This window comes from Cupriavidus necator (genome assembly GCF_013141915.1).
In the GTDB taxonomy this organism is placed as follows: domain Bacteria; phylum Pseudomonadota; class Gammaproteobacteria; order Burkholderiales; family Burkholderiaceae; genus Cupriavidus; species Cupriavidus necator_B.
On the sequence record NZ_SROX01000011.1, the window covers coordinates 1 to 26,604 of the forward strand.

The 26,604-nt window shown below is 66.9% G+C and carries 22 protein-coding genes and 1 tRNA gene; 12 read left to right on the top strand and 11 right to left on the bottom strand.

Annotated elements, in window-relative coordinates:
• Positions 1-291: 291 nt before the first annotated feature.
• A complete protein-coding gene (locus E5S69_RS19585; protein ID WP_171516302.1) occupies positions 292-1,506 on the bottom strand; it encodes a urate hydroxylase PuuD in 1,215 nt (404 codons plus the stop codon).
• A 31-nt stretch (positions 1,507-1,537) separates the two neighbouring features.
• Positions 1,538-1,891 carry a hydroxyisourate hydrolase gene (uraH, locus tag E5S69_RS19590; RefSeq protein WP_012352291.1) on the bottom strand — a complete coding sequence of 118 codons (354 nt, stop codon included), beginning with the start codon at positions 1,889-1,891 and terminating at the stop codon, positions 1,538-1,540.
• Between the two features lie 298 nt (positions 1,892-2,189).
• Here uraH and E5S69_RS19595 point away from each other — a divergent pair, with 298 nt between their 5' ends.
• The 6 genes from E5S69_RS19595 (at position 2,190) to E5S69_RS19620 (ending at position 7,895) form a co-directional block, all read left to right on the top strand.
• Positions 2,190-2,957: a GntR family transcriptional regulator gene (locus tag E5S69_RS19595; RefSeq protein WP_171516303.1), complete on the top strand. Its 768-nt coding sequence runs from the start codon at positions 2,190-2,192 to the stop codon at positions 2,955-2,957.
• Between the two features lie 177 nt (positions 2,958-3,134).
• The gene (locus E5S69_RS19600; protein ID WP_171516304.1) at positions 3,135-4,541 is read left to right on the top strand and encodes a nucleobase:cation symporter-2 family protein; all 1,407 of its coding nucleotides are present in this window, start codon (positions 3,135-3,137) and stop codon (positions 4,539-4,541) included.
• Positions 4,542-4,696: 155 nt separating this feature from the next.
• Positions 4,697-5,647: an allantoinase PuuE gene (puuE, locus tag E5S69_RS19605; RefSeq protein ID WP_171516305.1), complete on the top strand. Its 951-nt coding sequence runs from the start codon at positions 4,697-4,699 to the stop codon at positions 5,645-5,647.
• Positions 5,644-6,162, top strand: a complete 519-nt coding sequence (uraD, locus tag E5S69_RS19610; RefSeq protein WP_171516306.1) for a 2-oxo-4-hydroxy-4-carboxy-5-ureidoimidazoline decarboxylase — start codon at positions 5,644-5,646, stop codon at positions 6,160-6,162. The genes puuE and uraD overlap by 4 nt, the downstream gene beginning before the upstream one ends.
• Before the next feature lie 180 nt (positions 6,163-6,342).
• Positions 6,343-7,410 (top strand): porin, encoded by a 1,068-nt coding sequence (locus E5S69_RS19615; protein WP_171516307.1) that lies wholly within the window; start codon positions 6,343-6,345, stop codon positions 7,408-7,410.
• Positions 7,411-7,649: 239 nt separating this feature from the next.
• Complete coding sequence (locus E5S69_RS19620) at positions 7,650-7,895, top strand: hypothetical protein (RefSeq protein WP_012352285.1); 246 nt, start codon at positions 7,650-7,652, stop codon at positions 7,893-7,895.
• 106 nt (positions 7,896-8,001) lie between these two features.
• On the opposite strand, the gene E5S69_RS19625 is transcribed toward E5S69_RS19620, so the two are convergent.
• Both E5S69_RS19625 and E5S69_RS19630 read right to left on the bottom strand, forming a co-directional pair.
• Positions 8,002-10,323, bottom strand: coding sequence for an NADP-dependent malic enzyme (locus E5S69_RS19625; protein ID WP_171516308.1), 2,322 nt, complete (start codon positions 10,321-10,323; stop codon positions 8,002-8,004).
• Between the two features lie 328 nt (positions 10,324-10,651).
• Positions 10,652-11,266, bottom strand: a complete 615-nt coding sequence (locus E5S69_RS19630; RefSeq protein ID WP_171516481.1) for a DUF4136 domain-containing protein — start codon at positions 11,264-11,266, stop codon at positions 10,652-10,654.
• 284 nt (positions 11,267-11,550) lie between these two features.
• Here E5S69_RS19630 and pepN point away from each other — a divergent pair, with 284 nt between their 5' ends.
• From pepN to E5S69_RS19645, 3 genes are all read left to right on the top strand, one after another.
• A complete protein-coding gene (gene pepN / locus E5S69_RS19635) occupies positions 11,551-14,262 on the top strand; it encodes an aminopeptidase N (RefSeq protein WP_171516309.1) in 2,712 nt (903 codons plus the stop codon).
• 88 nt (positions 14,263-14,350) lie between these two features.
• On the top strand, positions 14,351-15,367 hold the full coding sequence (locus E5S69_RS19640; RefSeq protein ID WP_171516310.1) for a class 1 fructose-bisphosphatase: 1,017 nt from the start codon (positions 14,351-14,353) through the stop codon (positions 15,365-15,367).
• A gap of 145 nt (positions 15,368-15,512) precedes the next feature.
• Positions 15,513-15,588 (top strand) — tRNA-Thr (locus E5S69_RS19645).
• A 38-nt stretch (positions 15,589-15,626) separates the two neighbouring features.
• On the opposite strand, the gene E5S69_RS19650 is transcribed toward E5S69_RS19645, so the two are convergent.
• The 3 genes from E5S69_RS19650 to E5S69_RS19660 form a co-directional block, all read right to left on the bottom strand.
• Complete coding sequence (locus E5S69_RS19650) at positions 15,627-15,842, bottom strand: hypothetical protein (protein WP_336510604.1); 216 nt, start codon at positions 15,840-15,842, stop codon at positions 15,627-15,629.
• A 99-nt stretch (positions 15,843-15,941) separates the two neighbouring features.
• Positions 15,942-16,859, bottom strand: coding sequence for a polyphosphate kinase 2 (gene ppk2 / locus E5S69_RS19655; RefSeq protein WP_171516312.1), 918 nt, complete (start codon positions 16,857-16,859; stop codon positions 15,942-15,944).
• Positions 16,860-16,993: 134 nt separating this feature from the next.
• Positions 16,994-18,382 carry an FAD-binding oxidoreductase gene (locus E5S69_RS19660; protein WP_171516313.1) on the bottom strand — a complete coding sequence of 463 codons (1,389 nt, stop codon included), beginning with the start codon at positions 18,380-18,382 and terminating at the stop codon, positions 16,994-16,996.
• Positions 18,383-18,629: 247 nt separating this feature from the next.
• Between E5S69_RS19660 and E5S69_RS19665 the strand changes: the two genes are divergently transcribed.
• Positions 18,630-19,742, top strand: coding sequence for a CapA family protein (locus tag E5S69_RS19665; RefSeq protein ID WP_171516314.1), 1,113 nt, complete (start codon positions 18,630-18,632; stop codon positions 19,740-19,742).
• A 195-nt stretch (positions 19,743-19,937) separates the two neighbouring features.
• Here E5S69_RS19665 and E5S69_RS19670 read toward each other — a convergent pair whose 3' ends face one another.
• Positions 19,938-21,551, bottom strand: coding sequence for a DUF342 domain-containing protein (locus tag E5S69_RS19670; protein ID WP_171516315.1), 1,614 nt, complete (start codon positions 21,549-21,551; stop codon positions 19,938-19,940).
• A 188-nt stretch (positions 21,552-21,739) separates the two neighbouring features.
• On the opposite strand from E5S69_RS19670, the gene E5S69_RS19675 reads away from it, so the two are divergent.
• Positions 21,740-22,582 (top strand): class I SAM-dependent methyltransferase, encoded by an 843-nt coding sequence (locus E5S69_RS19675; RefSeq protein WP_171516316.1) that lies wholly within the window; start codon positions 21,740-21,742, stop codon positions 22,580-22,582.
• On the opposite strand, the gene E5S69_RS19680 is transcribed toward E5S69_RS19675, so the two are convergent.
• On the bottom strand, positions 22,583-23,173 hold the full coding sequence (locus E5S69_RS19680; RefSeq protein ID WP_171516317.1) for a DUF1415 domain-containing protein: 591 nt from the start codon (positions 23,171-23,173) through the stop codon (positions 22,583-22,585).
• 89 nt (positions 23,174-23,262) lie between these two features.
• On the opposite strand from E5S69_RS19680, the gene E5S69_RS19685 reads away from it, so the two are divergent.
• Positions 23,263-24,531 (top strand): TIGR03862 family flavoprotein, encoded by a 1,269-nt coding sequence (locus E5S69_RS19685; RefSeq protein WP_171516318.1) that lies wholly within the window; start codon positions 23,263-23,265, stop codon positions 24,529-24,531.
• Here the strand turns inward: E5S69_RS19685 and E5S69_RS19690 are convergent.
• Together E5S69_RS19690 and E5S69_RS19695 are read right to left on the bottom strand one after the other, a co-directional pair.
• Positions 24,528-26,153 (bottom strand): NAD(P)/FAD-dependent oxidoreductase, encoded by a 1,626-nt coding sequence (locus E5S69_RS19690; RefSeq protein WP_171516319.1) that lies wholly within the window; start codon positions 26,151-26,153, stop codon positions 24,528-24,530. The genes E5S69_RS19685 and E5S69_RS19690 overlap by 4 nt on opposite strands.
• 67 nt (positions 26,154-26,220) lie before the next feature.
• Positions 26,221-26,592 (bottom strand): hypothetical protein, encoded by a 372-nt coding sequence (locus E5S69_RS19695; RefSeq protein WP_171516320.1) that lies wholly within the window; start codon positions 26,590-26,592, stop codon positions 26,221-26,223.
• Positions 26,593-26,604 lie beyond the last annotated feature (12 nt).

Below are 26,604 nucleotides of genomic sequence, written 5' to 3' on the forward strand. Positions count from 1 at the left end.
TTGAGATAATGCTGGCTCACCGGTCAAATCCACGGTGAGCCTTTATCTGCCCTGAACACAAAAACGCTGACAGGCCCGGCTTTGAAGCGCGTGGTTCCGCCCCCCCACACCACGTCACCACCAGCGCCAACCCAAAAAAAACGGGACACATAGGCCCCGTTCAAACCCTCGCCGGTCCAGTACCAACGGTTGCCAACCACTCAACCCTCCGGACCGTCGATCACCGATGCTCGGATCTCGCGGGCCGACCCACCAAGAGCCGGCCCCAATGCTTTTCAACTCAAACCACGATCAATTCGTCGTCTTGGCCCCGCCTTCGAACCACTGCCCCAGCAGCGCGCGTTCGTCGTCGGTGATCTGCGTCACATTGCCCAGCGGCATCGCCTTCTGCTGCACGGCCTGCTGATAGATCAGTTGCGCGTGGGACTTGATGTCCTCGGCGGTATCGAGCTTGATGCCCTTGGCCGCGGTCGGCATCATCTTCGGCTGCTCGGCGTGGCATTGCACGCAGCGTGCGTTCATCACTTCCTGCACCTTGGCAAAGCTCACGCTGGTCGCGGCAGCGGCGTCGGCGCCTTCTGCCTTGGCCACCGCCGGGCGCGGCTGCGGGGCGATCATCACCGCCACCACGGCCAGCGCGGCAACGCCGGCGGCCGGCCACAGCACGTTGATCTTGCCCTTGTGCTTCAGGATGAAGAACTGGCGGATCAGCACGCCCGACAGCATGATCAGGATCAGCACTACCCAGTTGTACTTGTGGGCGTACGTCATGCTGTAGTGGTTCGACAGCATCGCGAACAGCACCGGCAGCGTGAAGTAGGTGTTGTGCACGCTGCGCTGCTTGCCGCGCTTGCCGTGGATCGGGTCCACCGGCTGGCCGGCCTTCAGTGCCGCGACCACCTTGCGCTGCCCGGGGATGATCCATGCCAGCACGTTGGCGCTCATGATCGTCGCGATCATCGCGCCGGTCAGCAGGAACGCCGCGCGGCCCGAGAAGATATGGCAGGCAACGTAGGCCGCCGCGGCGATGTAGATCGCCACCAGGATGCCGACCAGGCGGTCGTTCTTATTGAACAGGCGGCAGATGCTGTCATAGACGATCCAGCCGATCAGCAGGTACGACACCGCGAAGCCGACCGCCGCGCCAGGCGACATGTCGAACACGTTCTTGTCGATCAGGAACGTGCTGGCGTTGAACAGGTACAGCACCACCAGCAGCGCGAAGCCGCTCATCCAGGTCGAATACGACTCCCAGTAGAACCAGTGCAGGTTTTCCGGCAGCGACTTGGGCGCGGTCAGGTACTTCTGCGGGTTGTAGAAGCCGCCGCCGTGCACCGCCCACAATTCGCCGTCGACACCCTTGTCCTTCAGGTCGGGCGCGCTGGGCTTGGTCAGGCTGTTGTCCAGCCACACGAAATAGAACGAAGAGCCGATCCATGCGATGGCGGTGATGACGTGCACCCACCGCAGCAGCATATTGGCCCAGTCGAGGATATAGCCTTCCATGTCTTGTCTCCTGTTTCCCTATGCCACCGCTTCAGCTGCCGCGGTAGGTCGAGTACGACCAGGGCGAAACCAGGAGGGGCACGTGATAGTGCGCGTTGACATCGGCAATGCCGAAGCGCAGCGGCACCACGTCCAGGAAGGCCGGCTCGGGCAGCTTCACGCCCTGCGCGCGGAAGTAATCGCCGGCGGCGAACTCCAGCTCGTACACGCCCGCGGCAAGGTCGGCGCCTTCCAGCAGCGGCTGGTCGCAGCGGCCGTCGTGGTTGGTAACCACGGTCTTGAGGGTTTCGCGACGATTGTCGACAATTTTATGGAGAGTAATCGACATGCCCTGCCCGGGCGTGCCGGCGGCGGTGTCGAGAACATGGGTGGTCAAGCGTCCCATCGTATTGGTCCTTTTGCGATTGGGTTGTGAGGGGCGCCGCTGCCTTCACTAGCACCATGTGTGGGATGGTGCCCGCTCGGTACGTCTGGTAACGCATCCCGGCGCTGGGTGGGTGCGTGGCGACAATGCGCCTGCACTTCCCCGTTGGCAATTCAGGGATTTCCCTGAGTTGTCGAAAACCTGAGTCGGTTTTGTTGACAATATTGAGGCCGTAACCAAATAATTGTCAACAATTTTTGGATCACCGTACCCTGATACCCAGGATTCACGGTGCCCTGCCTGACCTGCTGGTGCCACGATGTCCAAGAGCCTGAAGCTGATTGCCGCCAACGCCGAGACCAAGGCCGACGCGGAACCGACCGAGATCCCGGGCAAGCCCGCCAAGCCCGCGCGCAAGGGCTCGGTCGAAGAGCGCATGTACCACGAGATCTACGACGCGATCATGGAGCACCGGCTGCCGCCGCGCACCAAGCTGACCGAGCATTCGCTTTGCGAGATCTATGCCACCGCGCGTCACACCGTGCGCAAGGTGCTGTCGCACCTGGCCGCGGACGGCATGGTCGACCTCGAGCCGAACCGTGGCGCCTTTATCGCCAGCCCGTCCACCGACGAAGCGCACGACATGTTCGAGCTGCGCCAGATGCTGGAGCGCGCGGTGCTGGAAAAGCTGGCCGGCATGCCTGACGTCAAGGCTGTGATCGCGCCGCTGCGCCAGATGGTGGCGAGCGAGCGCCAGGCCTTCCTGACGCACGATCGCCCCAAATGGATCCGCCTGTCCGCCGAATTCCACACCGCGCTGGCGGAACTGTCGGGCAATGCGCTGCTGGTCAACATGATGCGCCGGCTGGTGTCGCGCACCACGCTGATGATCGCCAGCGTGGAAGCGCCGGGCAACAACGCCTGCTCGTTCGACGAGCATGAAGAGATCCTCGATGCCCTGGAACAGGGCAATGCCGCGCTGGCCCAGTCGCGCATGGCGCACCACCTCGGCGCCTGCGCCGACCGCGTGCAGCCGGACGAACCGGGCAACTTCGATCTTCGCAGCGTACTAGGCCGCTCCACCTAGCACGGTGTTCCCGCCCTGCCCCCCATGCAAGGCCAGACCTGGCGGCAAAACAGCACCCGGCAGACAAACGAGAGTGCTGAGACCACAGGCGGATAACGGTCCGGAGCCCCACCGGGATCCAGGACCGCGGCCAGGACAGCGGCGTTCCCATCAAACCAAAGGAGAGGAGACGCACCAATGAATTCCGCAAGCACCACGGTCCCGACGGACCTCACCAACGAGCGGTTGCCTTCCGGGCGCCTGCTCGCGCTCGGGTTGCAGCACGTTCTGGTGATGTACGCCGGCACGGTCGCCGTGCCCCTGATCGTGGGTGGAGCGCTCAAGCTGCCCAAGGACCAGCTGGCATTCCTGATCAACGCCGACCTGTTCGCCGCCGGCCTGGCCACGCTGATCCAGGCCATCGGCTTCTGGAAGTTCGGCATCCGCCTGCCGGTGATGATGGGCGTGACGTTCGCCTCGGTGGCGCCAATGATCGCCATCGGCACCGATCCCAATGTCGGCCTGCTCGGTATCTACGGCGCGGTGATTGCGTCAGGGATCTTCGGCATCCTGATCTCGCCGATGATGGGCCGCATGCTCGGCTTGTTCCCGCCGGTGGTGACCGGCACCGTGATCACGCTGATCGGTGTGTCGCTGATGCGCGTGGCCATCAACTGGTCGGCCGGCGGCCAGCCCACCACGCGCGCTGTCATCGACGGCGTCGCCAAGGAAGTGCCCAACCTCGCCTATGGCGACCTGGCCAACCTTGGCATCGCGGGCCTGACGCTGGTCATCATCCTGCTGCTGACCAAGTACGGCCGCGGCCTGGTGGCCAACTGCGCGGTGCTGCTGGGCATTATCGCCGGCACGCTGGTGGCGATGGCAATGGGCAAGGTCTCGTTCGAAGGCCTCGATGAAGCCAGCTTCGTCGCGGTCATCACGCCGCTGCACTTCGGCATGCCGACCTTCGAAGTGACCGCGATCCTGTCGATGTGCATCGTCATGCTGATCACGCTGGTGGAGTCGACCGGCATGTTCCTGGCGCTCTCGGACATCACCGGCAAGAAGCTGAGCAACGAGGACCTGACCCGCGGCCTGCGTGCCGACGGGCTGGGCACGGTGATCGGCGGCATCTTCAACACCTTCCCCTACACCTCCTTCTCGCAGAACGTGGGCCTGGTGACGGTGACCGGCGTGCGTTCGCGCTATGTGGCGGCGGCCGGCGGCATCATCCTGATCGCCTTCGGCCTGTTCCCAAAGATGGCCCACGTGGTGGCCTCGGTGCCGCAGTTCGTGCTGGGCGGCGCCGGCATCGTGATGTTCGGCATGGTGGCCGCCACCGGCATCCGCATCCTGGGCTCGTGCGATTTCAACCGCAACCGCCACAACCTGTTCATCGTCGCCATCTCGATCGGCTTCGGCATGATCCCGACGCTGGCGCCGACGTTCTTCCAGTACCTGCCCAAGTGGACCAGCCCGTTCACCCACAGCGGCATCGTGCTCGGCACGATCGTGGCCGTGGCGCTGAACCTGTTCTACAACGGCATCCAGTCGCGCGAAGAGGCCATGCGCACCGCCGCGGCCAACTCGCACGGCACCGAGTAATCGAAGTACCGGCAATGCAGGGCCGGCCTGGAAGGATCCGGCCCTGAAGCAGACCGGCGCTGCCGCCGGCACGACTGGCATGCTCATTGCATGACGTTCGGCGCCTGCGGCGGGACGGCGGTGCCGGGTGGTTTTCCTGAAGCAAGCAACGACACATGACCAACGATAACTATCCACGCGATCTGATCGGTTACGGCGCCCGCCCGCCGCACGCCCGCTGGCCGGGCGGTGCGCGCGTGGCGCTGCAGTTCGTCCTCAACTATGAGGAAGGCGGCGAGAACTGCGTGCTGCACGGCGACGCTGCCTCCGAGCAGTTCCTCTCCGAGATCGTCGGCGCCGCGGCCTACCCCGACCGCCACATGAGCATGGAGGGCATCTACGAATACGGCTCGCGCGCCGGCGTCTGGCGCCTCCTGCGCGAGTTCGAGAAGCGCGGCCTGCCGCTGACCATCTTCGGCGTGTCGATGGCGCTGCAGCGCCATCCGGAACTGACGCGCGCCTTCGTCGAGCTCGGCCACGAGATCGCCTGCCACGGCTGGCGCTGGATCCACTACCAGAACATCGACGAAGCCACCGAGCGCGAGCACATGCGCATCGGCATGCAGATCATCCAGGAGCTCACCGGCGAGCTGCCGCTGGGCTGGTACACCGGCCGCGACAGCCCCAACACGCGCCGCCTGGTGGTCGAGCACGGCGGCTTGCTGTATGACTCCGACTACTACGGCGACGACCTGCCGTTCTGGACCGAGGTCGAAGTCACCGGCGGCGAGAAGAAGCCGCACCTGGTGGTGCCGTACACGCTCGACTCCAACGACATGCGCTTTGCCACGCCGCAGGGCTTCAATACCGGCGAACAGTTCTTCCAGTACCTGAAGGATGCGTTCGACGTCTTGTACGACGAAGGCGACCCGGCCGGCCAGGACAGCCCCAAGATGCTGTCGGTCGGCATGCACTGCCGCCTGCTGGGCCGGCCCGGCCGCTTCCGCGCGCTGCAGCGCTTTCTCGACTACGTGCAGGGCCACGACAAGGTGTGGATCTGCCGCCGTGTCGACATCGCCCGGCACTGGGCCGCCACCCACCCCTACACTCCCCGGAAGCAAGCATGAGCCAGACCTACACCCTTGCCCAACTCAACACCATGCCGGTCGCGGAATTCGTGCAGGTGCTGGGCGGCATCTACGAACATTCGCCGTGGTTTGCCGAGACCGCCGCCACGCAACGGCCCTTTGCCGACGCCGCCGCGCTGGCACAGGCGCTGCGCCAGGCCGTCGACGAAGCCGGCGAAGCGGCCCAGCTCAAGCTGGTGCGCGCCCACCCGGAGCTGGCCGGCAAGGCCGCGGTGCGCGGCGAGCTGACCGCCGAATCCACGCGCGAACAGAGCGGTGCGGGCCTGAACCTGTGCACACCCGAGGAATTCGACCGCCTGCAGTCGCTCAACGCGGCGTACAACCAGAAGTTCGGCTTTCCGTTCATCCTGGCGGTGCGTGGCTACGACCGCCACGGCATCATCGCGGAGTTCGCGCGCCGCCTGGAAAACACGCCGCAGCAAGAGTTGCAAACTTGCATCAGCCAGATCCACCGCATTGCGCAGTTCCGTCTTGACGACTTAGTATCCGCCTGAGAAAAAAAAGCGCCACCTGTATAACAAAAAACGCTGTACCCCGATGCCGCCGGTCCCCCTGCATCACCACACCGAGCCCAGGCCAGGCGGCACGAATAAAAGCACAAAGACATTAAAAGAACCCGACAGGGACCCAGTACACAACGTTCCAAGCAGGATCAAAACCACGGAGGTCTAACAATGCAGAAGCAGTACAAGCCGGCCCTGAAGCTGGCGGCGGTAGCAGCTACCCTTTTTTCCGGCGTGGCCATGGCCCAGTCCAGCGTCACGCTGTACGGCCAGGCTGACATGTTCGTCGGCGGCGTGAAGGCCCCGGGCTCGGGCGAGCGCGCATGGGGGGCCAATTCGGGCGGCATGCAGACGTCTTACTGGGGCATCAAGGGCACTGAAGACCTGGGCGGCGGCACCAAGGCCATCTTCGACCTGAACGGCTTCTTCCGCACCGACAGCGGCAGCAGCGGCCGCTTCAACGGCGACTCGATGTTCAGCCGCAACGCCTATGTCGGACTGCAGAACGACAAGGCCGGCACCATCAAGCTGGGCCGCAACACCACGCCGTACTTTATCTCGACCATCCTGTTCAACCCGCTGGTCGACTCGTACGTGTTCTCGCCGACCATCTTCCACACCTATTTCGGCGCGAGCAGCGGTGCCGTCGTCGATCCGGGCATCATCGGCGATTCGGGCTGGAACAACTCCGTGGTGTACAGCACGCCGAACTTCGGCGGCCTGACCGCCAACTTCATCTACGGCTTCGGCGAACAGCCGGGTGCCGCGGGCAAGCAGAAGTTCGGCGGCAACGTCCTGTACTTCAACGGTCCGTTCGCCGCGACCGTGGCCTACCAGCAGGTCCGCTTCAACAACGTCCCGACCGACCTGTCGGCAATCGGCCTGTCGCGACAGGACGCGGCCCAGATCGGCCTGTCCTATGACCTGAAGGTGGTCAAGCTGTTCGCGCAGGGCCAGTACATCAAGACCCGCGCCACCACCGCACCGTCCGGCGACATCAAGCACGTCGACGGGCAGTTCGGCGCATCGGTGCCGATCGGCGCGGGCAACCTGCTGGCGTCGTATGCCTACGGCAAGGTCGACAACTCGCTGGGCGACTTCAAGCGCAATACCTTTGCCGTCGCCTACGACTACAACCTGTCCAAGCGCACCGACGTGTACGCCGCCTACTACTACGACAAGATCACCGGCATCGAGCACGGCGACACCTTCGGCGTGGGCGTGCGCCACAAGTTCTGATGCGCTGAGCGCGTCACGGTAGTCCTGCAGCCCGCCATTCCGGCGGGCTTTTTTGTTGCCCGCCAGGCGCGCGGTGCGGCCCCGAGCCGCCCGCGCGATGCTGCGCTGCGCCACGCCAGCGGCCGGCCCCGGACGGATTGAAAATTGGCGCTCCATAGGTGGATTCAATTGGAATGGCCCCGGCGCGCTTCCTAGATTGGTTTTCCAGGCCTCAAAAACCAATGACAGCGAGGTGATCCATGCGGCGATACGCGAAGACCCGGTCTGAACTGATGGCCATCCTGAACCAGTGCCTCGACAACAACCCCGAGTGCGGCGAATGCGAGTTGCACGCGGTGCGAATGCACCAGCCTGACCATACCGGATGCAACTGGAGCGCCGAGGTCGATTTCCCGCAAGAGTCCGTCGATAACCTGGGCCACCAGCTGGCCGCGGCCAAATCGATCATCGTGGTCATGCGCGAGCAGTACAACGTGCTGCAATAGGCACCAGGCCAAACCGCCCTGGCCGCGTCGATGCGGCAGAGCAGCAAGCCAACAAAAAGCCGGGTCATCGACCCGGCTTTTTGCATGGCGCACGGCTGGCAGCGGTTCAACGCACCGCGTTGCTCTCGGCCACGGCGACCGCCGTCATATTGACGATGCGGCGCGTGGTGGCCTGCGGGTTCAGGATGTGCACCGGCTTGGCCGCGCCCAGCAGGATCGGGCCCACCGTCACGCCCTGACCGCCGGTGATCTTGAGCAGGTTGAAGGCAATGTTGGCGGCGTCAAGCGTCGGCATCACGAGCAGGTTGGCGCTGCCGGCCAGCTTGGTCGACGGCAGGAAGTGGCGGCGCACGTCCTCGACCAGCGCGGCGTCGCCCTGCATTTCGCCCTCGACTTCCAGGTGCGGCGCCTCGCGCGCGAGGATCTGCGCGGCCTCGCGCATCTTGCGCGCCGACGGTCGCGTCGACGAGCCGAACATCGAGTGCGACATCAGTGCCACCTTCGGCTGCAGGCCAAAGCGCGCGATCTCTTCCGCGGCCAGCTGGGCAATGGCCGCCAGCTGCTCCGCGCTCGGGTCGTCGTTGACGAAGGTGTCGGTGATAAACAGCGTGTACTTTTCCAGCATCAGCGCGTTCATCGCCGCAAACACATGCGCGCCCGGCGCCAGCCCGATCACGTCGCGCACGTGCTCCAGGTGCGCCTCGAAGCGGCCCACCGTGCCGCACAGCAGCGCGTCGGCATCGCCCATATGCATCAGCATGGTGCCGATCAGCGTATTGGAGCGGCGCAGCGCCACCTTGGCCATGTCCGGGGTCACCCCGTCGCGGCCACGCAGCGCGTGGTAGGCCTCGTGGTAGGCGCGGTAGCGCGGATCGTCCTCGGGGTTGATCAGCTCGAAGTCCACGCCCGGCTTCAGGCGCAGGCCGGCCTTGTCGATGCGCATCTGGATCACGTGCGGGCGGCCGATCAGGATCGGACGGGCCAGGCCTTCGTCGACCACCGACTGCACCGCGCGCAGCACGCGCTCTTCCTCGCCCTCGGCATAGGCCACGCGCTTGGGCGCGGCCTTGGCGGCCGAGAACACCGGCTTCATGATCAGGCCGGTGTGGTAGACGTAGGTCGAGAGCTGCTGGCGATACGCTTCCAGGTCCTGGATCGGGCGCGTGGCCACGCCGGACTCTTCGGCGGCCTTGGCCACCGCCGGCGCGATCTTCTCGATCAGGCGCTGGTCGAACGGCGTCGGGATGATGTAGTCCGGGCCGAACTTCAGCTCGCGGCCACCGTAGGCGGCGGCGACGGCATCGTTGAGCTCGGCCTCAGCCAGCTCGGCGATCGCCTTCACGCAAGCCAGCTTCATCGCTTCCGTGATCTTGGTCGCGCCGCAATCGAGCGCGCCGCGGAAAATATACGGGAAGCACAGCACGTTGTTGACCTGGTTCGGGTAGTCCGAACGGCCGGTGGCGATGATGCAGTCCGGGCGCGCGGCCTTGGCCACTTCCGGGCGGATTTCCGGCTCGGGGTTGGCCAGTGCCAGGATGATCGGCTTGTCGGCCATGGTCTTGACCATCTCGGCGGTCAGCACGCCGGCGGTCGAGCAACCCAGGAACACGTCGGCGCCGTTGACGATGTCGGCCAGCGTGCGCGCCGAGGTGTCCTGCGCGTAGCGCGCCTTGTTGGCTTCCATGTTGGCGTCGCGGCCGACATAGATCACGCCCTTGGAATCGACCACCGAGATGTTCTCGCGCTTGACGCCGAGGCTGACCATGGTGTCGAGGCAGGCAATCGCCGCCGCACCGGCGCCGGACACGGCCAGCTTCACCTTGGCGACGTCCTTGCCAACGACCTTCAGGCCATTGAGCAGCGCCGCGGTCGAAATGATGGCGGTGCCGTGCTGGTCGTCATGGAAGACGGGGATGTTCATGCGCTCGCGCAGCTTCTGCTCGATGTAGAAGCACTCGGGCGCCTTGATGTCTTCCAGGTTGACGCCGCCCAGCGTGGGCTCCAGCGCGGCAACAATCTCGACGATCTGGTCGGGGTCGCGCGCGTCGAGCTCGATGTCGAACACGTCAATGCCGGCGAACTTCTTGAACAGGCAGCCCTTGCCCTCCATTACCGGCTTGCCGGCCAGCGGGCCGATGTCGCCCAGGCCCAGCACGGCGGTGCCGTTGGTGATCACGGCCACCAGGTTGGCGCGCGAGGTGTATTCGGCGGCGGTGGCGGGATCCTTGGCGATTTCCTCGCAGGCGTAGGCTACGCCCGGCGAATAGGCCAGCGACAGGTCACGCTGGTTGGACAGCGCCTTGGTCGCGGTGACCTGGATCTTGCCCTTGGTCGGGCTGCGGTGGTATTCCAGCGCGGCGAGGCGCAGCTGCGCTTCAGGACTGTTCGGGGCATGTTGCGGTGCATCACCGCTGTGCTTGCTGCTCATTGGCTCGTCCGGAAAATGGCCCGGACCGGAAGCGCCCCTCTCACGCCATGGTTCGGCCCGGCCCGCGCGACAAGCCGGCAGCGAAGGACACCTTCTGGCAGCGAAACTGACGACTCCGGCAGACTGGGCCGGAAAAATCGAGCAGTTATTCTAGCCCACGCGCCCGCGCAAAGTACCACCACAGCGCGGCCGGAGGCCGCATTTTGCGCCGATTGTTCGCGTTAAACAGCTTTTACCATTGGGTATGCAATGGTGGCGCAGAAGCATGCTCCTGCATGCGTCTGCACGCATTGCGCCGGCCGGCCCCGGGACCGCCGGTCATGGCCGCCTACTTGCCGTTCTTTTCCACCTCCAGCGTCACGCGGCGCGGACGGCCGCTGTCGGACGGGAAGTCGGTGAAGGCGCTGCGGATCAGGTAGGGCATCATGGCCGGCAGGCTGCCGTTCTCGGTCTGGTTATGCGCCGTGACCTGGTAGACCCGCTTGCCGCTGGCCGCGTCCTTGAAATACACCCGCAGGCTGGAGAATGTCACCGGCACGTCGTACACCACCGTCTGCGGCGGCCAGTAGCCCGGACCCCACGGGCCCCAGGGGCCCCACGGACGGTAGTAGCCGGGTCCCCAGTACGGGCCCCAGGGGCCGTACCACGGGTCCGGGTAGACGGTCTCGGCCACGCGCACCAGCCCCGGCGCGGCGTCATAGTCCATGCTGACCAGGTAGCGCGCCTGCCTGGCCGGCACCTGCTCGAAGCCGGCGCCAGCCAGCGCCGCCGCCAGCCACTGTTCATAAGTCTGCCGGTCCAGCTGGGCCGCCTGCTCAGCGCTGCGCTCGAAACTGTAGGTGCGCGGTGCGTCGTTTTGCCAGCCCGGCTGGCGGAACGCCGTGACATCGGTGGTCACGGTGCTGGCGCATCCCGTCAGCAGCAGCGCCGCCAGCAGCGCCAGCGCGCCCCACCTCCTGCGCAGCCCCGGCCACCCGCCCGCTGCCCCTGCATCGCCGACACCGCCTGCGCGCTGCCACATAGTGCTACCTCGCTCTTCTGTCCACGGAAACCCTGCGTGTCTCTGAGACCACGCCAGCGGTGCGAAATTCCCTGCGGCGGCTTGGTGCGGCGCCCGCCAGACCGCGCCCCGACCCCTTGGCTACAATGAGGACTTCAGCGCCATGCTTTGCTTCACGCAACTGGCCGCCCCCTTTCCTAACGGTCTTCCGAAGACAGGATCCCTCCATGCTGCGCACCGACACGCCCGTTACCGTCTATCGCAAGGACTATACCCCGCCACCCTTCGCCATCGACCACGCCGAGCTGGTGCTTGAGCTCGATCCGCAGCGCACCGTGGTCACCAGCACGCTGCGCTTCGCGCGGGTGGCCGGCGCCCCCGACGCGCCGCTGGTGCTGGCCGGCGAAGAACTCGAACTGATCGGCGTCAGCCTGGATGGCAAGCCCTTCGCCAATGGCACCGTGGATGGCGGTACGCTGACCCTCCCCGGCCTGCCGGCGCAGGGCACGCTGGAGATCACCACCGCGTGCCAGCCCGCGGCAAATACCACGTTGTCGGGCCTCTATGTGTCCAACGGCAACTTCTTCACCCAGTGCGAGGCCGAGGGCTTTCGCCGCATCACCTACTTCCTGGACCGCCCCGACGTGATGGCGACCTACCGCGTCACGCTGCGCGCCGACCGCGCCGCCTATCCGGTGCTGCTGTCCAACGGCAACCTGGTGAGCCAGCGCGAACTGCCCGATGGCCGCCACGAAGCCGTGTGGGAAGACCCCTTCCCCAAGCCGTCCTACCTGTTCGCGCTGGTCGCGGGCAAGCTGGAATGCATCGAGGAACGGATCCAGTCGGCCTCCGGCCAGGACAAGCTGCTGCAAGTATGGGTCGAGCCGCGCGACCTCGACAAGACCCGCCACGCGATGGATTCGCTGATCCATTCGATCCGCTGGGACGAGCGCCGCTTCGGGCTGGAGCTGGACCTCGAGCGCTTCATGATCGTTGCCGTGGGCGACTTCAACATGGGCGCGATGGAGAACAAGGGCCTGAACATCTTCAACACCAAGTATGTGCTGGCCAACGCGCAGACCGCCACCGATACCGACTTCGCCAATATCGAAGCGGTGGTCGGCCACGAGTACTTCCACAACTGGACCGGCAACCGCGTGACCTGCCGCGACTGGTTCCAGCTGTCGCTGAAGGAAGGCCTGACGGTGTTTCGCGACCAGGAGTTTTCGGCCGACATGATGGGCTCGGAATCGGGCCGCGCGGTCAAGCGCATCGAGGATGTGCGCGTGCTGCGCCAGGTGCAGTTCCCCGAGGACGCCGGGCCGATGGCGCATCCGGTGCGCCCCGACAGCTACGAAGAGATCAACAACTTCTACACGGTCACCGTGTACGAGAAAGGCGCCGAGGTAGTGCGCATGTACCAGACCCTGCTCGGCCGCGACGGCTTCCGCAAGGGCATGGACCTGTACTTCCAGCGCCACGACGGGCAGGCCGTGACCTGCGACGACTTCCGCGCGGCCATGGCCGATGCCAACGGCCGCGACCTGAGCCAGTTCGGCCTCTGGTACAGCCAGGCCGGCACGCCGGTGGTCACGGCCCGCACCGCGTGGAACGGCGACGACGGCAGCCTGACGCTGACGCTGTCGCAGCGCTGCCCCAAGGTCGGCATCGAGACCCGCGCCGGCACGCCCGAGAAACAGCCCTTCCATATCCCGTTCGCGCTGGGCCTGCTGGGCGCCGACGGCAAGGACCTGCCGCTGCAGCTCGAAGGCGAAAGCGCGCCCGGCGCGACCACGCGCGTGCTCGACTTCACCCAGGCCGAGCAGAGCTTCCGCTTCATCAACCTGCCGCGTGGCGCCGATGCGCCGCTGCCCTCGCTGCTGCGCAATTTCTCCGCGCCGGTGATTGTCGATGCCGAGTACACCGACGCGCAGCTGACCTTCCAGCTGGCCCACGACAGCGACGCCTTCAACCGCTGGGAAGCCGGCCAGCGCCTGGCCACGCGCGCGCTGCTGCAACTGGTGGCCGACGTACAGGCCGGGCGCGAGCTCCAGCTCGATGCGGCGCTGGTGCGCGCCATGCGCGCGGTGCTGACCGACGCCACGCTCAACCCCGCCTTCCGCGAGCAGGCGCTGGTGCTGCCCGCCGAGGCCTACCTGGCCGAGCGCATGGGGGTGGCCGATCCCGCCGCCATCCACCGCGCCCGCCAGTTCATGCGCGAAAACCTGGCGCGCGCGCTGCGGGCCGACTGGCTCGCCGCCTACGAAGCCAACGCCACGCCGGGCCCGTACTCGCCCGATGCCGCCTCGGCGGCGCAGCGCGCGCTGCGCAACCTCGCGCTCGGCTACCTCGCCGACAGCGGCGATGCCGACATGCAGGCGCTGGCGGACCAGCAATACCAGAACGCCGACAACATGACCGACCGCTTCGCCGCGCTGTCGGCGCTGGTCAACAGCTTCGCCCCCGGCCGCGAGCACGCGCTGGCGGACTTCTACGAACGCTTCGAAGACGACGCGCTGGTGATCGACAAGTGGTTCTCGCTGCAGGGCATGCAGCGTGGCAGCGTCGGCCCGCAGCCAGGCGGCCCGCACGCCGGCAAGCGCACCATCGATACCGTGCGCGCGCTGATGGAGCATCCCGCCTTCAACCTGCGCAACCCCAACCGCGCGCGCTCGCTGATCTTCAGCTTCTGCTCCGGCAATCCGGCGCAGTTCCATGCCGAGGACGGCTCGGGCTACCGCTTCTGGGCTGACCAGGTGCTGGCGCTGGACGCCATCAACCCGCAGGTGGCCGCACGCCTGGCGCGCGTGATGGACCGCTGGCAGAAGTACGAACTGGCGTTGCGCGACCGCATGCGCGCCGAGCTGGAACGCGTGGCCGCCAGCAGCACGCTGTCGCGCGACGTACGCGAGATCGTCGGCAAGGCGCTGGCCGGCTGAGCGACACCTGCGGCACACGCCGCGCCCCCGCTGCCCGGCCCGGCGTGGCCGGGCATGTAGAATTGCGGCCATCCAAGGAGAACCCACCATGACTCGCATCAGCCTGACCCGCTACCTGGTCGAGGAGCAGCGCCAGCACAACACCATCCAGCCCGAACTGCGGCTCTTGATCGAAGTGGTTGCGCGTGCCTGCAAGGCCATTTCCAACGCCGTCAGCAAGGGCGCCCTCGCCGGCGTGCTGGGCTCGGCCGGCACCGGCAACGTCCAGGGCGAAACCCAGCAGAAGCTGGACGTGATCGCCAACGAAGTGCTGCTCGACGCCAATGAATGGGGCGGCCACCTGGCCGCGATGGCATCGGAAGAAATGGAATCGTTCTACGAGATTCCCAACCGTTACCCGAAGGGCGAGTACCTGCTGATGTTCGACCCGCTCGATGGCTCGTCGAACATTGACGTCAACGTCTCCATCGGCACCATCTTCTCGGTGCTGCACATGCCCAAGCCCGGCCAGACCGTGACCGAGGCCGACTTCCTGCAGCCCGGCACGCACCAGGTCGCCGCCGGCTACGCCGTGTACGGCCCGCAGACCACGCTGGTGCTGACGGTCGGCAACGGCGTGCACATGTTCACGCTGGACCGCGAGGCCGGCAGCTTCGTGCTGACCCAGTCCAACGTCACGATTCCCGAAGACACCAAGGAATTCGCCATCAACATGTCGAACATGCGCCACTGGGCCCCGCCGGTGCGCCGCTACATCGACGAATGCCTGGCCGGCGACGAAGGCCCGCGCGGCAAGAACTTCAATATGCGCTGGGTCGCTTCGATGGTCGCCGACGTACACCGCATCCTGACCCGCGGCGGCATCTTCATGTACCCGTGGGACAAGCGCGAGCCGGAAAAACCCGGCAAGCTGCGCCTGATGTATGAAGCCAACCCGATGGCGATGCTGGTCGAGCAGGCCGGCGGCGCCGCCACCAACGGCGACCAGCGCATCCTCGACGTGCAGCCGGAAAAGCTGCACCAGCGGGTCTCGGTGATCCTGGGATCGAAGAACGAAGTGGAGCGCGTCACGCGCTACCACCAGGAAGCGCAGGCCAAGGCCTGATTCCCGGCCAGGCTTCACTCGCACGGGGCGCACTGCGCTCCGTTTTCCATGCCGGTGCCGGATGGCATGCGCGACACAAAAGGGGTTCACAAGGCCGGAAAACGCTGCTACTATTGCGGGCTGTTCCAGTTCACCGGAACATGTTGCCGAAGTAGCTCAGTCGGTAGAGCAGCTCATTCGTAATGAGAAGGTCGGGGGTTCGATTCCTCTCTTCGGCACCACCAGAATTCAGGGCCCAGCCCCGCAAACCCGGACAGCGTCACGCTCTCCGGGTTTTTTGTTGCGCGCGTTCTGGCGGCGGTGGTGGTGCAGGCGGCAATGCCACCGGCTGGCGCCCCAGCCGGTGTGCCCACCAGTAGCGGAAGGGGTGTTCGGGATCGGGATAGAGCACCGGCTGGCTGAAGCAGCCGGCACGCTTCATCAGGAGATAGGCGGCAAGCATGGCCGCCCAGAAAGCTAGCAGTTCCACGATCACGGCCCCCGCTTGTTCCGGGTGGCCGCTTTCATTATAGGTAGCCGCCTTGGGCATGGGGCCGATGACGCACCCGGGGATACCCTAGGCGCGCTGCACCCCTCAATAGACCTCCGGCACGATCATTTCCTTCGGCACCGGCTGGCGCACATAGTCCTCATGGCGTTCGCGGCCGGGCAGCACCACCGTGGGCGCCTCCACTTCGGCATACGGCACCTGGCTCAGCAAGTGATGGATGCAGTTCAGCCGCGCGCGCTTCTTGTCGTCGGCCTGCACCACCCACCAAGGCGCCTCGGCGATGTGGGTGCGCTCGAGCATGATTTCCTTGGCGCGGGTGTAGTCCTCCCAGCGGCGCTGCGATTCCAGGTCCATCGGGCTGAGCTTCCACTGCTTGAGCGGATCGTGGATGCGGCTGAGAAAGCGCAGGCGCTGCTCGTCGTGCGTGATCGAGAACCAGTACTTGATCAACTGGATGCCGGAGCGCACCAGCATCTTTTCGAATTCTGGCACCGAGCGGAAGAACTCTTCGTACTGGTCGTCGGAACAGAAGCCCATCACGCGCTCGACGCCGGCGCGGTTGTACCAGCTGCGGTCGAACAGCACGATCTCGCCGGCGGCGGGCAGTTGCGCGACGTAGCGCTGGAAATACCACTGGGTGCGTTCGCGGTCATTGGGGGCGGGCAGCGCGGCGACGCGGCAGACCCGCGGGTTCAGGCGCTGGGTGATGCGCTTGATCACGCCGCCCTTGCCGGCAGCGTCGCGCCCCTCGAACAGGATCACGACCTTGTGCCCGGTGGCCGCGACCCAGCTCTGCAGCCGCACCAGTTCGCCCTGCAGCCGGAACAGTTCGCGGAAATAGCGCCGGCGGCTGTCCTGCGCCGCCTGGTCGTCGAGTTGCACCGGATCGCCAAAGGCCTCGCTGGCCTCGCGGTCGTCCAGTTCCAGTTCGATCTCTTCGTCGTAGTAGTCGGCCACCTCGTTATGGATGCGCCGCACCAGCTCTGCTTCGCCTGGTCTCATCTGATCTGCTCTCCCTGTGGATACAACGCGGTCGCGGCGATGCTGGCATGCCTGTATTGCAGCCGCATGAAGGCGGGGCAGGCTGCCTGCCCCGCCCCGCTCCGGTTGTAGTGAGTGCGTCCAGAATACGCCGGTTACGCCGCAGGATTGATGTTGTGGTTATGGCGGAACAGGTTATCCGGGTCATAGCGCCGCTTTACCGCCACCAGCCGGTCGTAGTTGGGTCCATAGGCCGCGCCGACGCGATCGCTCTCTTCCTGCGTCAGGAAGTTGACGTAGACGCTGCCCAGCGCGTATGGCGCCGCCGCGCGAAACACCTCGCGCGCCCAGCCGATGCACCGGTCGTCGTCGGCGGGGCTGTCCCAGCGCCCATGCAGGTTCATGATGAACTTGGCATCGCGGTTGGCGTAGGCGGTGGCGTCGGGCGCGACGCGGTTGGTCTGCCCGCCCATGGCGCCGATAAAGACCTCGCATTGCGGCGACGGCAGCTTGCCAATCTGCTCGATCAGCATCGCGATCAGCCCGTCGTCCAGCCCGGCGAAGTTGTGCGACTTCCAGTAGTTGCGCGCGCCCGGCGTCAGCAACGGATCGAAGGCCTGCTGCCACGCGGCGAGCGGCATCGGCCCGATGTGCTCGCCATAGGGCGTGCCGAGCTTGCGCAAGGGCTCGACCAGTTCCGGCCCTTTGTCCGGCGGACCGATATAGCAGACCGCCAGCGCCGCAACCGGCTTGCCATGCACCTCGGGCGGAAGGAACGGCAGCGGCGGCGCCTGGCGCAGCACTACCCACACGGTCAGCTCGTCGGGCATCGATTCGAACAGTTCGCGATAGGCCGGCAGCACGGTCGCGGCCTGCTCCAGCGGATAGACGATCAAGCCGCCATAGACTTCGGGGCCGACCGGGTGCAAGCGGAACTCGAACATGGTCACCACGCCGAAGTTGCCGCCGCCCCCGCGCAGCGCCCAGAACAGGTCGGCGTTCTCGTCGCTGCTGGCGCGCACCAGCTTGCCGTCGGCGGTCACGACTTGCGCCGACACCAGGTTGTCGACGGTGGTGCCGAACTTGCGGCTGAGCCAGCCGAAACCGCCGCCGAGCGTCAGCCCGGCCACGCCGGTGGTGGAATTGATGCCGAGCGGCGTGGCCAGTCCCTGCGCCTGCGCTTCATGGTCGAAGTCGCGCAGCGTGGCGCCGGGCTCGACCCACGCGCGCTGCGCGTGGGGATCGACGCGCACCGAACGCATCGGCGACAGGTCCAGCACCATGCCGCCCTCGCAGATCGCCAGTCCGCCGATGTTGTGGCCGCCACCGCGTATCGACAGCATCACGCCGTGGTCACGCGCGAAGTTGACCGCCGCGACGACGTCGGCCGCTCCCGCGGCCTGCACGATCCACTGCGGGTGGCGGTCGATCATCGCGTTCCAGATGCGGCGGGCGTCGTCGTAGCCGCCGTCGCCCGGTTGCAGCAAGCGGCCGCGCAATTGCGCCTTGAGTGCCTCGATATGTTCCTGCGATGGCTGGGCCATGATCTGCCTCCCGATGCGGTTTGGAAAACATCGGATGGCGCGCGGCGTGAGGACGAACGAGGCTGGCCACGAGGACCGATGACTCCACCATTTAAGGCAGGCACCGGATCAATGTAAATGGGCCTCGGGGCGGGCGCGCACCACGGCCGCGGCAAGTGCCGCAAGGCGATCATGCCGCCTGCGCCACGGCGCGCCGCTATGATGAATAGACAGTCGGCACGAGGTCAGCACCCCGTGCGCGCGCGCGATGAACCCAGCCAGCCAACCTCCGCTGTTCCTGTGCGGCGACGTCATGACCGGTCGCGGCGTCGACCAGATCCTGGCGCATCCGAGCCAGCCATGGCTGCATGAATCGCATGTGCATTCCGCGATCGATTACGTGCGCCTGGCCGAACGCAAGAGCGGCCCGATCGCCCGCCCCGTCGCGCCGGCCTACCCGTGGGGCGAGGCGCTGGCGGAGCTGGATCGCCGTGCCGCGCAGCCGCGCATCGCCAACCTGGAAACCGCCATCACCACCAGCGACGATGCCTGGCCCGGCAAGGCCGTGCATTACCGCATGCACCCACGCAACATCGCTTGCCTGCAGGCCGCCGGCATCGACTGCGCGATCCTTGCCAACAACCATGTGCTGGACTGGGGTCGCGCCGGCCTGGCCGATACGCTGGACGCGCTCGACCGCGCGCATATCGCGCACGCCGGCGCCGGCGCGGACGACGCCAGCGCCGCATGCGCCGCGGTCCTGCCACGGCCGGGCGGCGGCCGGGTCGTGGTACTTGCGTTCGCCATGCCAAACGCCGGCACGCCCGCAGCGTGGCGCGCCACCGCGGGGCACCCGGGCGTGAACCTGCTGGACGACTGGTCCGCGGCGTCGCAGCGGCGCATTGCGGCGCAGGCCGGCCAGCTGCGGCGCCCCGGCGATGTCGTGGTGCTGTCGATCCACTGGGGCCCGAACTGGGGCTACGACATCGACCCCGCGCAGCGCGCCTTTGCGCACGCCCTGATCGATCACGCCGGCATCGACATCGTGCACGGGCATTCCTCGCATCATCCGCTCGGCATCGAAGTGCACGCCGGCAAGCCGATCCTGTATGGCTGCGGCGACTTCATCAACGACTATGAGGGCATTGGCGGATACGAGAGCTACCGCCCCGAGCTGGGGCTGATGGTTTTCGTCAGCTTCGACGGCGGCGGCAGCGCCGACCTGCGGCTGGTGCCCATGCGGCGCTGCCGCTTCCGGCTGGCGCACGCGCGTGAAGCGGAGATGTCATGGCTGCAGGCCATGTTTGCAACACAAGGGCGCGCGCTCGGCACCCGCGTGGCACGTACTGCAGCGCACGAATTGCGGCTATGGGCTGCATAAAAACAGGAAGGCCAGCGCGATGGCTGGCCTTCCCGGTTATTCAAGTGCCACGTGTGTCGGTTCGGTGTAATGCTTCCACAGAGTGCTGATCCGCTTCTGCATTCATTGCCCGACGCTAGCTCGGTCGCCCATCCTGCGGCACCCCAGGACATATCTGCAGCATAGTACAAATCCCCGCGGATCAAAGCGCGCGTTTCAGCTGACCGTGATGCGGTCGTCGAACAGACGGACCTGGCCGCCGGGCTTGTCTTCCATCACTTTGAGCACGCGGCTGCCCACCTGCAGCGTGACCCCGCCGTGGATGCGCCGCGCAGCGTCGATGACGGCATCCGCGGCGGGCTGCATTTGCTGCCCCAGCTCGGCCAGGCGCGCCTCCAGCTCGAACAGGTCGCGCGACAGCTTGAACAGGGTTGCGCGCGCCTTCTCGCGCAGGTCGCCCACGGCCCGCTCCGGGTTCTTGGCGAAGAAGTCCACCAGTTGCCTGACCTTGTTCTGCTCCGCCAGCATGCGCCGGCGCTCGGCTTCGAGCGCGGCGCGCTGCGCGTCGGCATAGGGGTTGAGGCCCACCTGGATGCTGGTGGCGGTTCCGGCCGGCGCGCCCAGCACCGCGGCGCGCACCGCCAGCAAGGCGCGGCTGCGGCCGCCACTGATGCTGCCCTGCACGCCGGTGCCGCCCACCACGATGCGCTGGCCCGCGGCGACATCGCTCTGGCGGATGCCGCTGTCGACAGTGACCTCGGTGCCGGCCTCGACCACCGCATTCTCGATAAAGCGCGCCTTCACCGCGCCCTGGCAGCGCACGCTGGCGCGGCTGATGCCGCCTTCGGCATGGGCGCTTTCCGACTTGCCGATAATGCCGCCCTTGACGATGACGTTGCCGCCGGCCTCGACGCTGGCGGCTTCGATGGTGCCTTCGACCACCACGTCACCACTGACCTTGACCGACATGCCGGTGCGGATGTCGCCCGCCACGCGCAGCGTGCCGTCGAAGGCCACGTTGCCGGAGTGCAGGTCCACCGATTCCACCTGCACCACGGGACTGACCGAGATGCCGTAGACGCCGACCACCGGCGAGCCGGCAATCACCGCGCGCAGCAGTCCGGGGTCGTCCGCATCCGTCGCCGCGCCGGCCAGGCCCTCGGCAAACGGGGGATCGTCGACCGGATCGGCGGCAACCGGCTTGCCGAACACATCCACCCCGGCATGGCCCGGCACCGCCGGAACGCGCCGCATCAGCGGCGTGCCCGGGCTCACCAGGAGCAGGTTGCCCAGCTCGCGCAGGTCGATCTTGCCGGCCTCGTCGTCGGCCTGTGCCGGCTTGCGGGGCTCGAGCAGGTTGACAAAGCGCGCCGCCTCGCCCTGCCTCGGCGCCACGCCCGCGGCAATGGTGCGCAGCTCGCAGCGGCCTTCGGCCAGTGCCGCGTCCAGTGCGAGCGATTGAATCGGCGCCACCACGCCGCGCTGCGCCGCCGCGCCGCGGATGTCCTCCGCGGTGACCGGCCGCCCGCCTTCGGGCGGCATCAGCGTCAGTCGCACGGCGAGACCGTCGCCGGTGATGTCGAGTTCGAAGGCGCCGTCGATCAGCGTGCCGAGGGTGGCATCGATTTCGTGTTCGGCCCGCTGGCATTGCGCCAGGAACTGTGCCACCGCGCGCGCATCCAGCCGCGCGCCGGCCCAGCCCAGCTCCTCCAGGCCCTGGCGCAGGCTGGCCTGGTCCGGCGGCAGCCGGCCTGGCTGCGGCGTGTAGCGTGCATGCACCTGCTCGCCCGGCTCGGCAAGCTCCAGGCGCAGTCCCGATTCATGCGTCATGCGTCCCCTGAATCGTCTGCGGCGACGGCTGTGGCCGGCGCTCTGCTTGTTATCGATTCATCACCAACGGCACACGCGGCGGGAACTTTAGCGCACAACAGCCGGGCCATGACGGCCCTTGGGGACTTTTCGGTAAACTGTCGCCATTCCGGGGCGCGCCGCGTCCCGCAGCCTGTGCAGTCCCCCACATGTCAAATACCCACGAAATCCGCCCCGGCCAGTCCATCGAACTGCTTAAGGAACTCCATATCCTGACGCGCGACGGCAAGATGAACCAGGACAGCCGGCGCAAGCTCAAGCAGGTCTATCACCTGTTCCAGTTCATCGAACCGCTGCTGCAGGACGTCAAGGCCGAGCGCGGCCGCGTCACGCTGGTGGACCACGGCGCCGGCAAGTCGTACCTCGGCTTCATCCTGTATGACCTGTTCTTCAAGGCCTTGAAGGACGATTCCCATATCTATGGCATCGAGACGCGCGAGGAACTGGTGAAGACCTCGCAGGCGCTGGCAGCGCGGCTGGACTTTCCCGGGATGTCGTTCCTGAACCTGTCGGTAGCGGACTCGATCACCTCGCCGCAGCTGCCGCCGACCGTCGATGTGGTCACCGCGCTGCATGCGTGCAATACCGCGACCGACGACGCCATCCGCTTCGCGCTGGCCAAGCACGCGCAGCATATCGTGCTGGTGCCCTGCTGCCAGGCCGAGGTGGCCAGCGTGCTGCGCAAGCACAAGGGGCAGTTGCTGGCGGGCAATCCGCTGACCGAGATCTGGCGCCATCCGCTGCATACGCGCGAGTTCGGCAGCCAGGTCACCAATGTGCTGCGCTGCCTGCAGCTGGAGGCGCACGGCTACCAGGTCAGCGTGACCGAGCTGGTCGGCTGGGAACACTCGATGAAGAACGAACTGATCATCGCCCAGTACAAGGACCTGCCGCGCCGCCGCCCGGCCGAGCGGCTGGAAGAGGTGCTGGCGCGGCTGGGACTGGAAGAAATGCGCGAGCGTTTCTTCACCGAGCAGGTAGCGGCCGCGTAGTTACCCGTTGCCGGGCGCATCGTCGCCCGCCATCCAGCGTCGCCAGCCGTCGTGGCCGAGGCGGCGCATGACCGCCTGGTTGCGCTCGTAGATGTCTGCCGCGTCGGGAAATGCGGCCACCGCGCGGGCGATGGAATCCTCGCGCAGCAGGTGCAGGATCGGGTAAGGCGCGCGATTGGTGTAGTTCTCGATATCGTCCGGCTCGGTCCCGGCAAACTGGTACCGCGGATGGAAGCTGGCGATCTGCAGCGTGCCCTCCAGCCGCAGGCTGGCGAGCAGGCGCTCGGCAAAGTACAGCAGGTCGTTGAAGTCGAGAAAATCGGCCACCGCGTGCGGCAGGATCAGCAGCGTGGTGTCGATCTGCGCCGGGTCGGCGTCGGCCAGCAGCCGCAGCTCGCGCTCCAGGTCGTCCATCACCTCGGGCGCCTCGGTCACGGGGCTGACCACGTAGCGGACCTGCTCCTTCACGTAAACGCTCTTGGCGAACGGGCACAGGTTGAGCCCGATCACGGCGCGCTCCAGCCACTGGCGGGTGGCGGCGATGATCGCGGCGTCGGCGGGCTGAGTTACGGAGTACGTGGCGGAAGACATGATGGCAAGGCGCGGCAAACCGTCATTCTAGCGCTGCCGCAGGCTCTATAATCCGCGGCGGAAACACCTCCGCCCTGCCGAGCCCGCCGATGCCCTCTTCCGCCACGCCTGAACCTTCCCATGCCAGCCTCGACGTTGCCGTCATCGGCGGCGGCCCGGCCGGGCTGATGGCGGCCGAAGTGCTGGCGGCGCAGGGTGCCAGCGTGGCGGTCTATGACGCGATGCCGTCGGTCGGGCGCAAGTTCCTGATGGCCGGCAAGGGCGGCATGAACCTGACCCATGCCGAGCCGGAGGCGGCCTTCCTGGGCCGCTATGGCGCACGCACCGCGCAGATCGCGCCGATGCTGGCGGATTTCGGCCCGCAGGCCCTGCGCGACTGGGTGCACGGGCTGGGCATCGAGACCTTTGTCGGCAGCTCCGGCCGCGTCTTCCCGACCGACATGAAGGCCGCGCCGATGCTGCGCGCGTGGCTGCACCGGCTGCGCGATTCCGGCGTGCAATTCCATATGCGCCATCGCTGGCTGGGCTGGGACGATGGCGCACCGCAGGCGCTGCGCTTTGCCACACCGCACGGCGACACCGTGGTGCGGGCGCGTGCCGTGGTGCTCGCACTGGGCGGCGCCAGTTGGGCGCGGCTCGGTTCGGATGGCGCCTGGGTGCCGCGGCTGGCCGGGCGCGGCGTCGAGATCGCGCCGCTGCGGCCCGCCAATTGCGGTTTCGACGTGGCATGGAGCGAAGCCTTCGCGGCGCGCTTTGCCGGCACGCCGGTCAAGCCCGTGGCGATCGCGCTGAGCGACTGCGCGGGACACGCGCACTACCGCCAGGGGGAATTCATCATCAGCGCCAGCGGCATCGAAGGCAGCCTGGTCTACGCGCTATCCGCACCGATCCGTGACCGCATCGAGGCCGACGGCGGCGCGGTGATCCACCTCGACCTGCTGCCCTCGCACAGCGCGGAACAGGTCCGCGCGCAGGTGGAGCACCCGCGCGGCTCGCGTTCGCTGTCGAGCCATCTGCAAAGCCGCCTCGGCATCACCGGCGTCAAGGCCGGGCTGCTGCGCGAATGCCTGGAGAAAGATGCAATGCAGGACCCGGGCACGCTGGCCGTGTCGCTGAAGGCGCTGCCACTACGGCTGCTGCGGCCGCGGCCGATCGACGAGGTCATCAGCAGCGCCGGGGGCGTGCGTTTCGAGGCGATGGATCAACGCTTGATGCTGCGCGCCCTGCCCGGCGTGTTCTGCGCGGGCGAGATGCTGGACTGGGAAGCGCCCACCGGCGGCTACCTGCTGACGGCATGCTTCGCCAGCGGGCGCACCGCGGCGCTGGGCGCCGCGGCGTACCTGAAGAATCAGGCTTAGGCAGTCCTGCCGCCGACGAGGCTGAGTGCCACGGCTTCGGCCACTTCGATGCCGTCGATCGCCGCGGAGTAGATGCCGCCGGCATAGCCCGCGCCTTCGCCCGCCGGGTACAGTCCCTTCACGTTGATGCTCTGGTAGTCGTCGTGGTTGCGGCGGATGCGCAGCGGCGACGAGGTGCGCGTCTCCACCCCGGTCAGCACGGCGTCATGCAGCGCGAAGCCCGGCAGCTTCTTGTCGATCTCGGGAATGCCTTCGCGGATCGCCTCGATCACGTAGTCGGGCAGCGACGTGCTCAGGTCGGTCGGCGTCACGCCCGGCTTGTAGGAGGGCTCGACCGACCCCAGCGAGGTCGACGCACGGCCGGCGATAAAGTCGCCCACCAGCTGGCCAGGGGCGTTGTAGTTGCGCCCGCCCAGCTCGAACGCGCGTTCTTCCCACCTGCGCTGGAACGCGATACCGGCCAGCGGGCCGCCGGGATAATCTTCCGGCGTAATGCCGACCACGATGCCGGCGTTGGCATTACGCTCGGCGCGCTTGTACTGGCTCATGCCGTTGGTCACCACGCGGCCCGGCTCGGATGCGGCCGCCACCACCGTGCCGCCCGGGCACATGCAGAAGCTGTACACCGAACGGCCGTTGCTGCAGTGATGCACCACCTTGTAGTCGGCCGCGCCCAGCAGCTTGTTGCCGGCGAACTTGCCGAAGCGGCTGCGGTTGATCAGCCCCTGAGGATGCTCGATGCGGAAGCCCAGCGAGAACGGCTTGGCCTCCATGAACACGCCGCGCTCGTGCAGCATCTCGAAGGTGTCGCGCGCGCTGTGGCCCACCGCCATGATGACGTGGTCGGCCTCCAGGTATTCGCCGCTGGACAGCTTCAGGCCACGCACCTTGCCGCCATCGATGTCGATATCGTCGACGCGGGTCTCGAAGCGGATCTCGCCGCCCAGATCGATGATCTCGGCGCGCATCTTCTCGACCATGCTCACCAGCCGGAAAGTGCCGATATGCGGGCGCGCCTTATACAGGATGTCTTCCGGCGCGCCGGCGCGCACGAATTCGTTCAGCACCTTGCGGCCATAGTGCTTGGGGTCCTTGATCTGGCTGTACAGCTTGCCGTCCGAGAACGTGCCCGCGCCGCCTTCGCCGAACTGCACGTTCGACTCGGGATTGAGCACGCTCTTGCGCCACAGGCCGAAGGTGTCCCGGGTGCGCTCGCGCACGGCCTTGCCGCGCTCGAGGATGATGGGGCGGAAGCCCGACTGCGCCAGGATCAGGCCGGCCAGCAGGCCGCACGGCCCCATGCCGATCACCACCGGGCGCGAATGCGCCCCGCCCTGCGGCGCGCGCGCGACGAAGTGGTACGCCATGTCGGGCGTCACGCTCCAGTTCGGCTTGCCGCCCATGCGCTGGATCGCCGCGGCCTCGTCGCGCACTTCGATATCGATGATGTAGGTCAGCTTGATATCCGAGCGCTTGCGCGCATCGTGGGCACGACGAAACACGGTATAGCCGATCAGGCCGTCTCCCTTGACGCCGATCTGCGCGGCACCGGCGCGCACGGCGGCGTCGAGGTCGCTTTCGGTATGGTCGAGCGGGAGTTTGACTTCACTTAGACGTAGCATGGGGAACCCGAGAACTGCGGCCGGGGGGTTGGGCACACCAATGTGCCAGGCCGGCCGGAGCGCAATTTTATCGTTTTTGCGGCGCGCGGTCGGGAATCGGCAGCGAGACCGGCTGGCCGGCAGCGAGCGGACCACATTGGGGCGACGCCAGCCGCGCCCGCAGACGAGCCAGCCACCCCGGCGGCACCGTGACCGATAAGGCCCCGCTCCGGCTCGCCGACACCGTCAGCCAGCCGCGCGCCGGCACAATCCAGGTGTCGCCCGCGCGCAGGCGCCGCTGCGGTAAGTAGCACTGGCCGGCTAACCATTGCATTGGCCCGGCCAGCGCCATCTCGCCCGCCGCGGCGTGCAGCACGGTTCCCGCCGCCACATGCAGCCGCAAGGCCTGGCCGGCCGCTAATGGCATCACGGTAGGGGTGTCGTTGAGATCGCTTGGCATGGCAGGACTCCG

Bases quoted from the DNA above. Each gene is read 5' to 3' on its own strand.
- E5S69_RS19585 (WP_171516302.1), bottom strand. From the start codon at position 1,506: ATGGAAGGCTATATCCTCGACTGGGCCAATATGCTGCTGCGGTGGGTG.
- uraH (WP_012352291.1), bottom strand. From the start codon at position 1,891: ATGGGACGCTTGACCACCCATGTTCTCGACACCGCCGCCGGCACGCCC.
- E5S69_RS19595 (WP_171516303.1), top strand. From the start codon at position 2,190: ATGTCCAAGAGCCTGAAGCTGATTGCCGCCAACGCCGAGACCAAGGCC.
- E5S69_RS19600 (WP_171516304.1), top strand. From the start codon at position 3,135: ATGAATTCCGCAAGCACCACGGTCCCGACGGACCTCACCAACGAGCGG.
- puuE (WP_171516305.1), top strand. From the start codon at position 4,697: ATGACCAACGATAACTATCCACGCGATCTGATCGGTTACGGCGCCCGC.
- uraD (WP_171516306.1), top strand. From the start codon at position 5,644: ATGAGCCAGACCTACACCCTTGCCCAACTCAACACCATGCCGGTCGCG.
- E5S69_RS19615 (WP_171516307.1), top strand. From the start codon at position 6,343: ATGCAGAAGCAGTACAAGCCGGCCCTGAAGCTGGCGGCGGTAGCAGCT.
- E5S69_RS19620 (WP_012352285.1), top strand. From the start codon at position 7,650: ATGCGGCGATACGCGAAGACCCGGTCTGAACTGATGGCCATCCTGAAC.
- E5S69_RS19625 (WP_171516308.1), bottom strand. From the start codon at position 10,323: ATGAGCAGCAAGCACAGCGGTGATGCACCGCAACATGCCCCGAACAGT.
- pepN (WP_171516309.1), top strand. From the start codon at position 11,551: ATGCTGCGCACCGACACGCCCGTTACCGTCTATCGCAAGGACTATACC.
- E5S69_RS19640 (WP_171516310.1), top strand. From the start codon at position 14,351: ATGACTCGCATCAGCCTGACCCGCTACCTGGTCGAGGAGCAGCGCCAG.
- ppk2 (WP_171516312.1), bottom strand. From the start codon at position 16,859: ATGAGACCAGGCGAAGCAGAGCTGGTGCGGCGCATCCATAACGAGGTG.
- E5S69_RS19660 (WP_171516313.1), bottom strand. From the start codon at position 18,382: ATGGCCCAGCCATCGCAGGAACATATCGAGGCACTCAAGGCGCAATTG.
- E5S69_RS19665 (WP_171516314.1), top strand. From the start codon at position 18,630: ATGAACCCAGCCAGCCAACCTCCGCTGTTCCTGTGCGGCGACGTCATG.
- E5S69_RS19670 (WP_171516315.1), bottom strand. From the start codon at position 21,551: ATGACGCATGAATCGGGACTGCGCCTGGAGCTTGCCGAGCCGGGCGAG.
- E5S69_RS19675 (WP_171516316.1), top strand. From the start codon at position 21,740: ATGTCAAATACCCACGAAATCCGCCCCGGCCAGTCCATCGAACTGCTT.
- E5S69_RS19680 (WP_171516317.1), bottom strand. From the start codon at position 23,173: ATGTCTTCCGCCACGTACTCCGTAACTCAGCCCGCCGACGCCGCGATC.
- E5S69_RS19685 (WP_171516318.1), top strand. From the start codon at position 23,263: ATGCCCTCTTCCGCCACGCCTGAACCTTCCCATGCCAGCCTCGACGTT.
- E5S69_RS19690 (WP_171516319.1), bottom strand. From the start codon at position 26,153: ATGCTACGTCTAAGTGAAGTCAAACTCCCGCTCGACCATACCGAAAGC.
- E5S69_RS19695 (WP_171516320.1), bottom strand. From the start codon at position 26,592: ATGCCAAGCGATCTCAACGACACCCCTACCGTGATGCCATTAGCGGCC.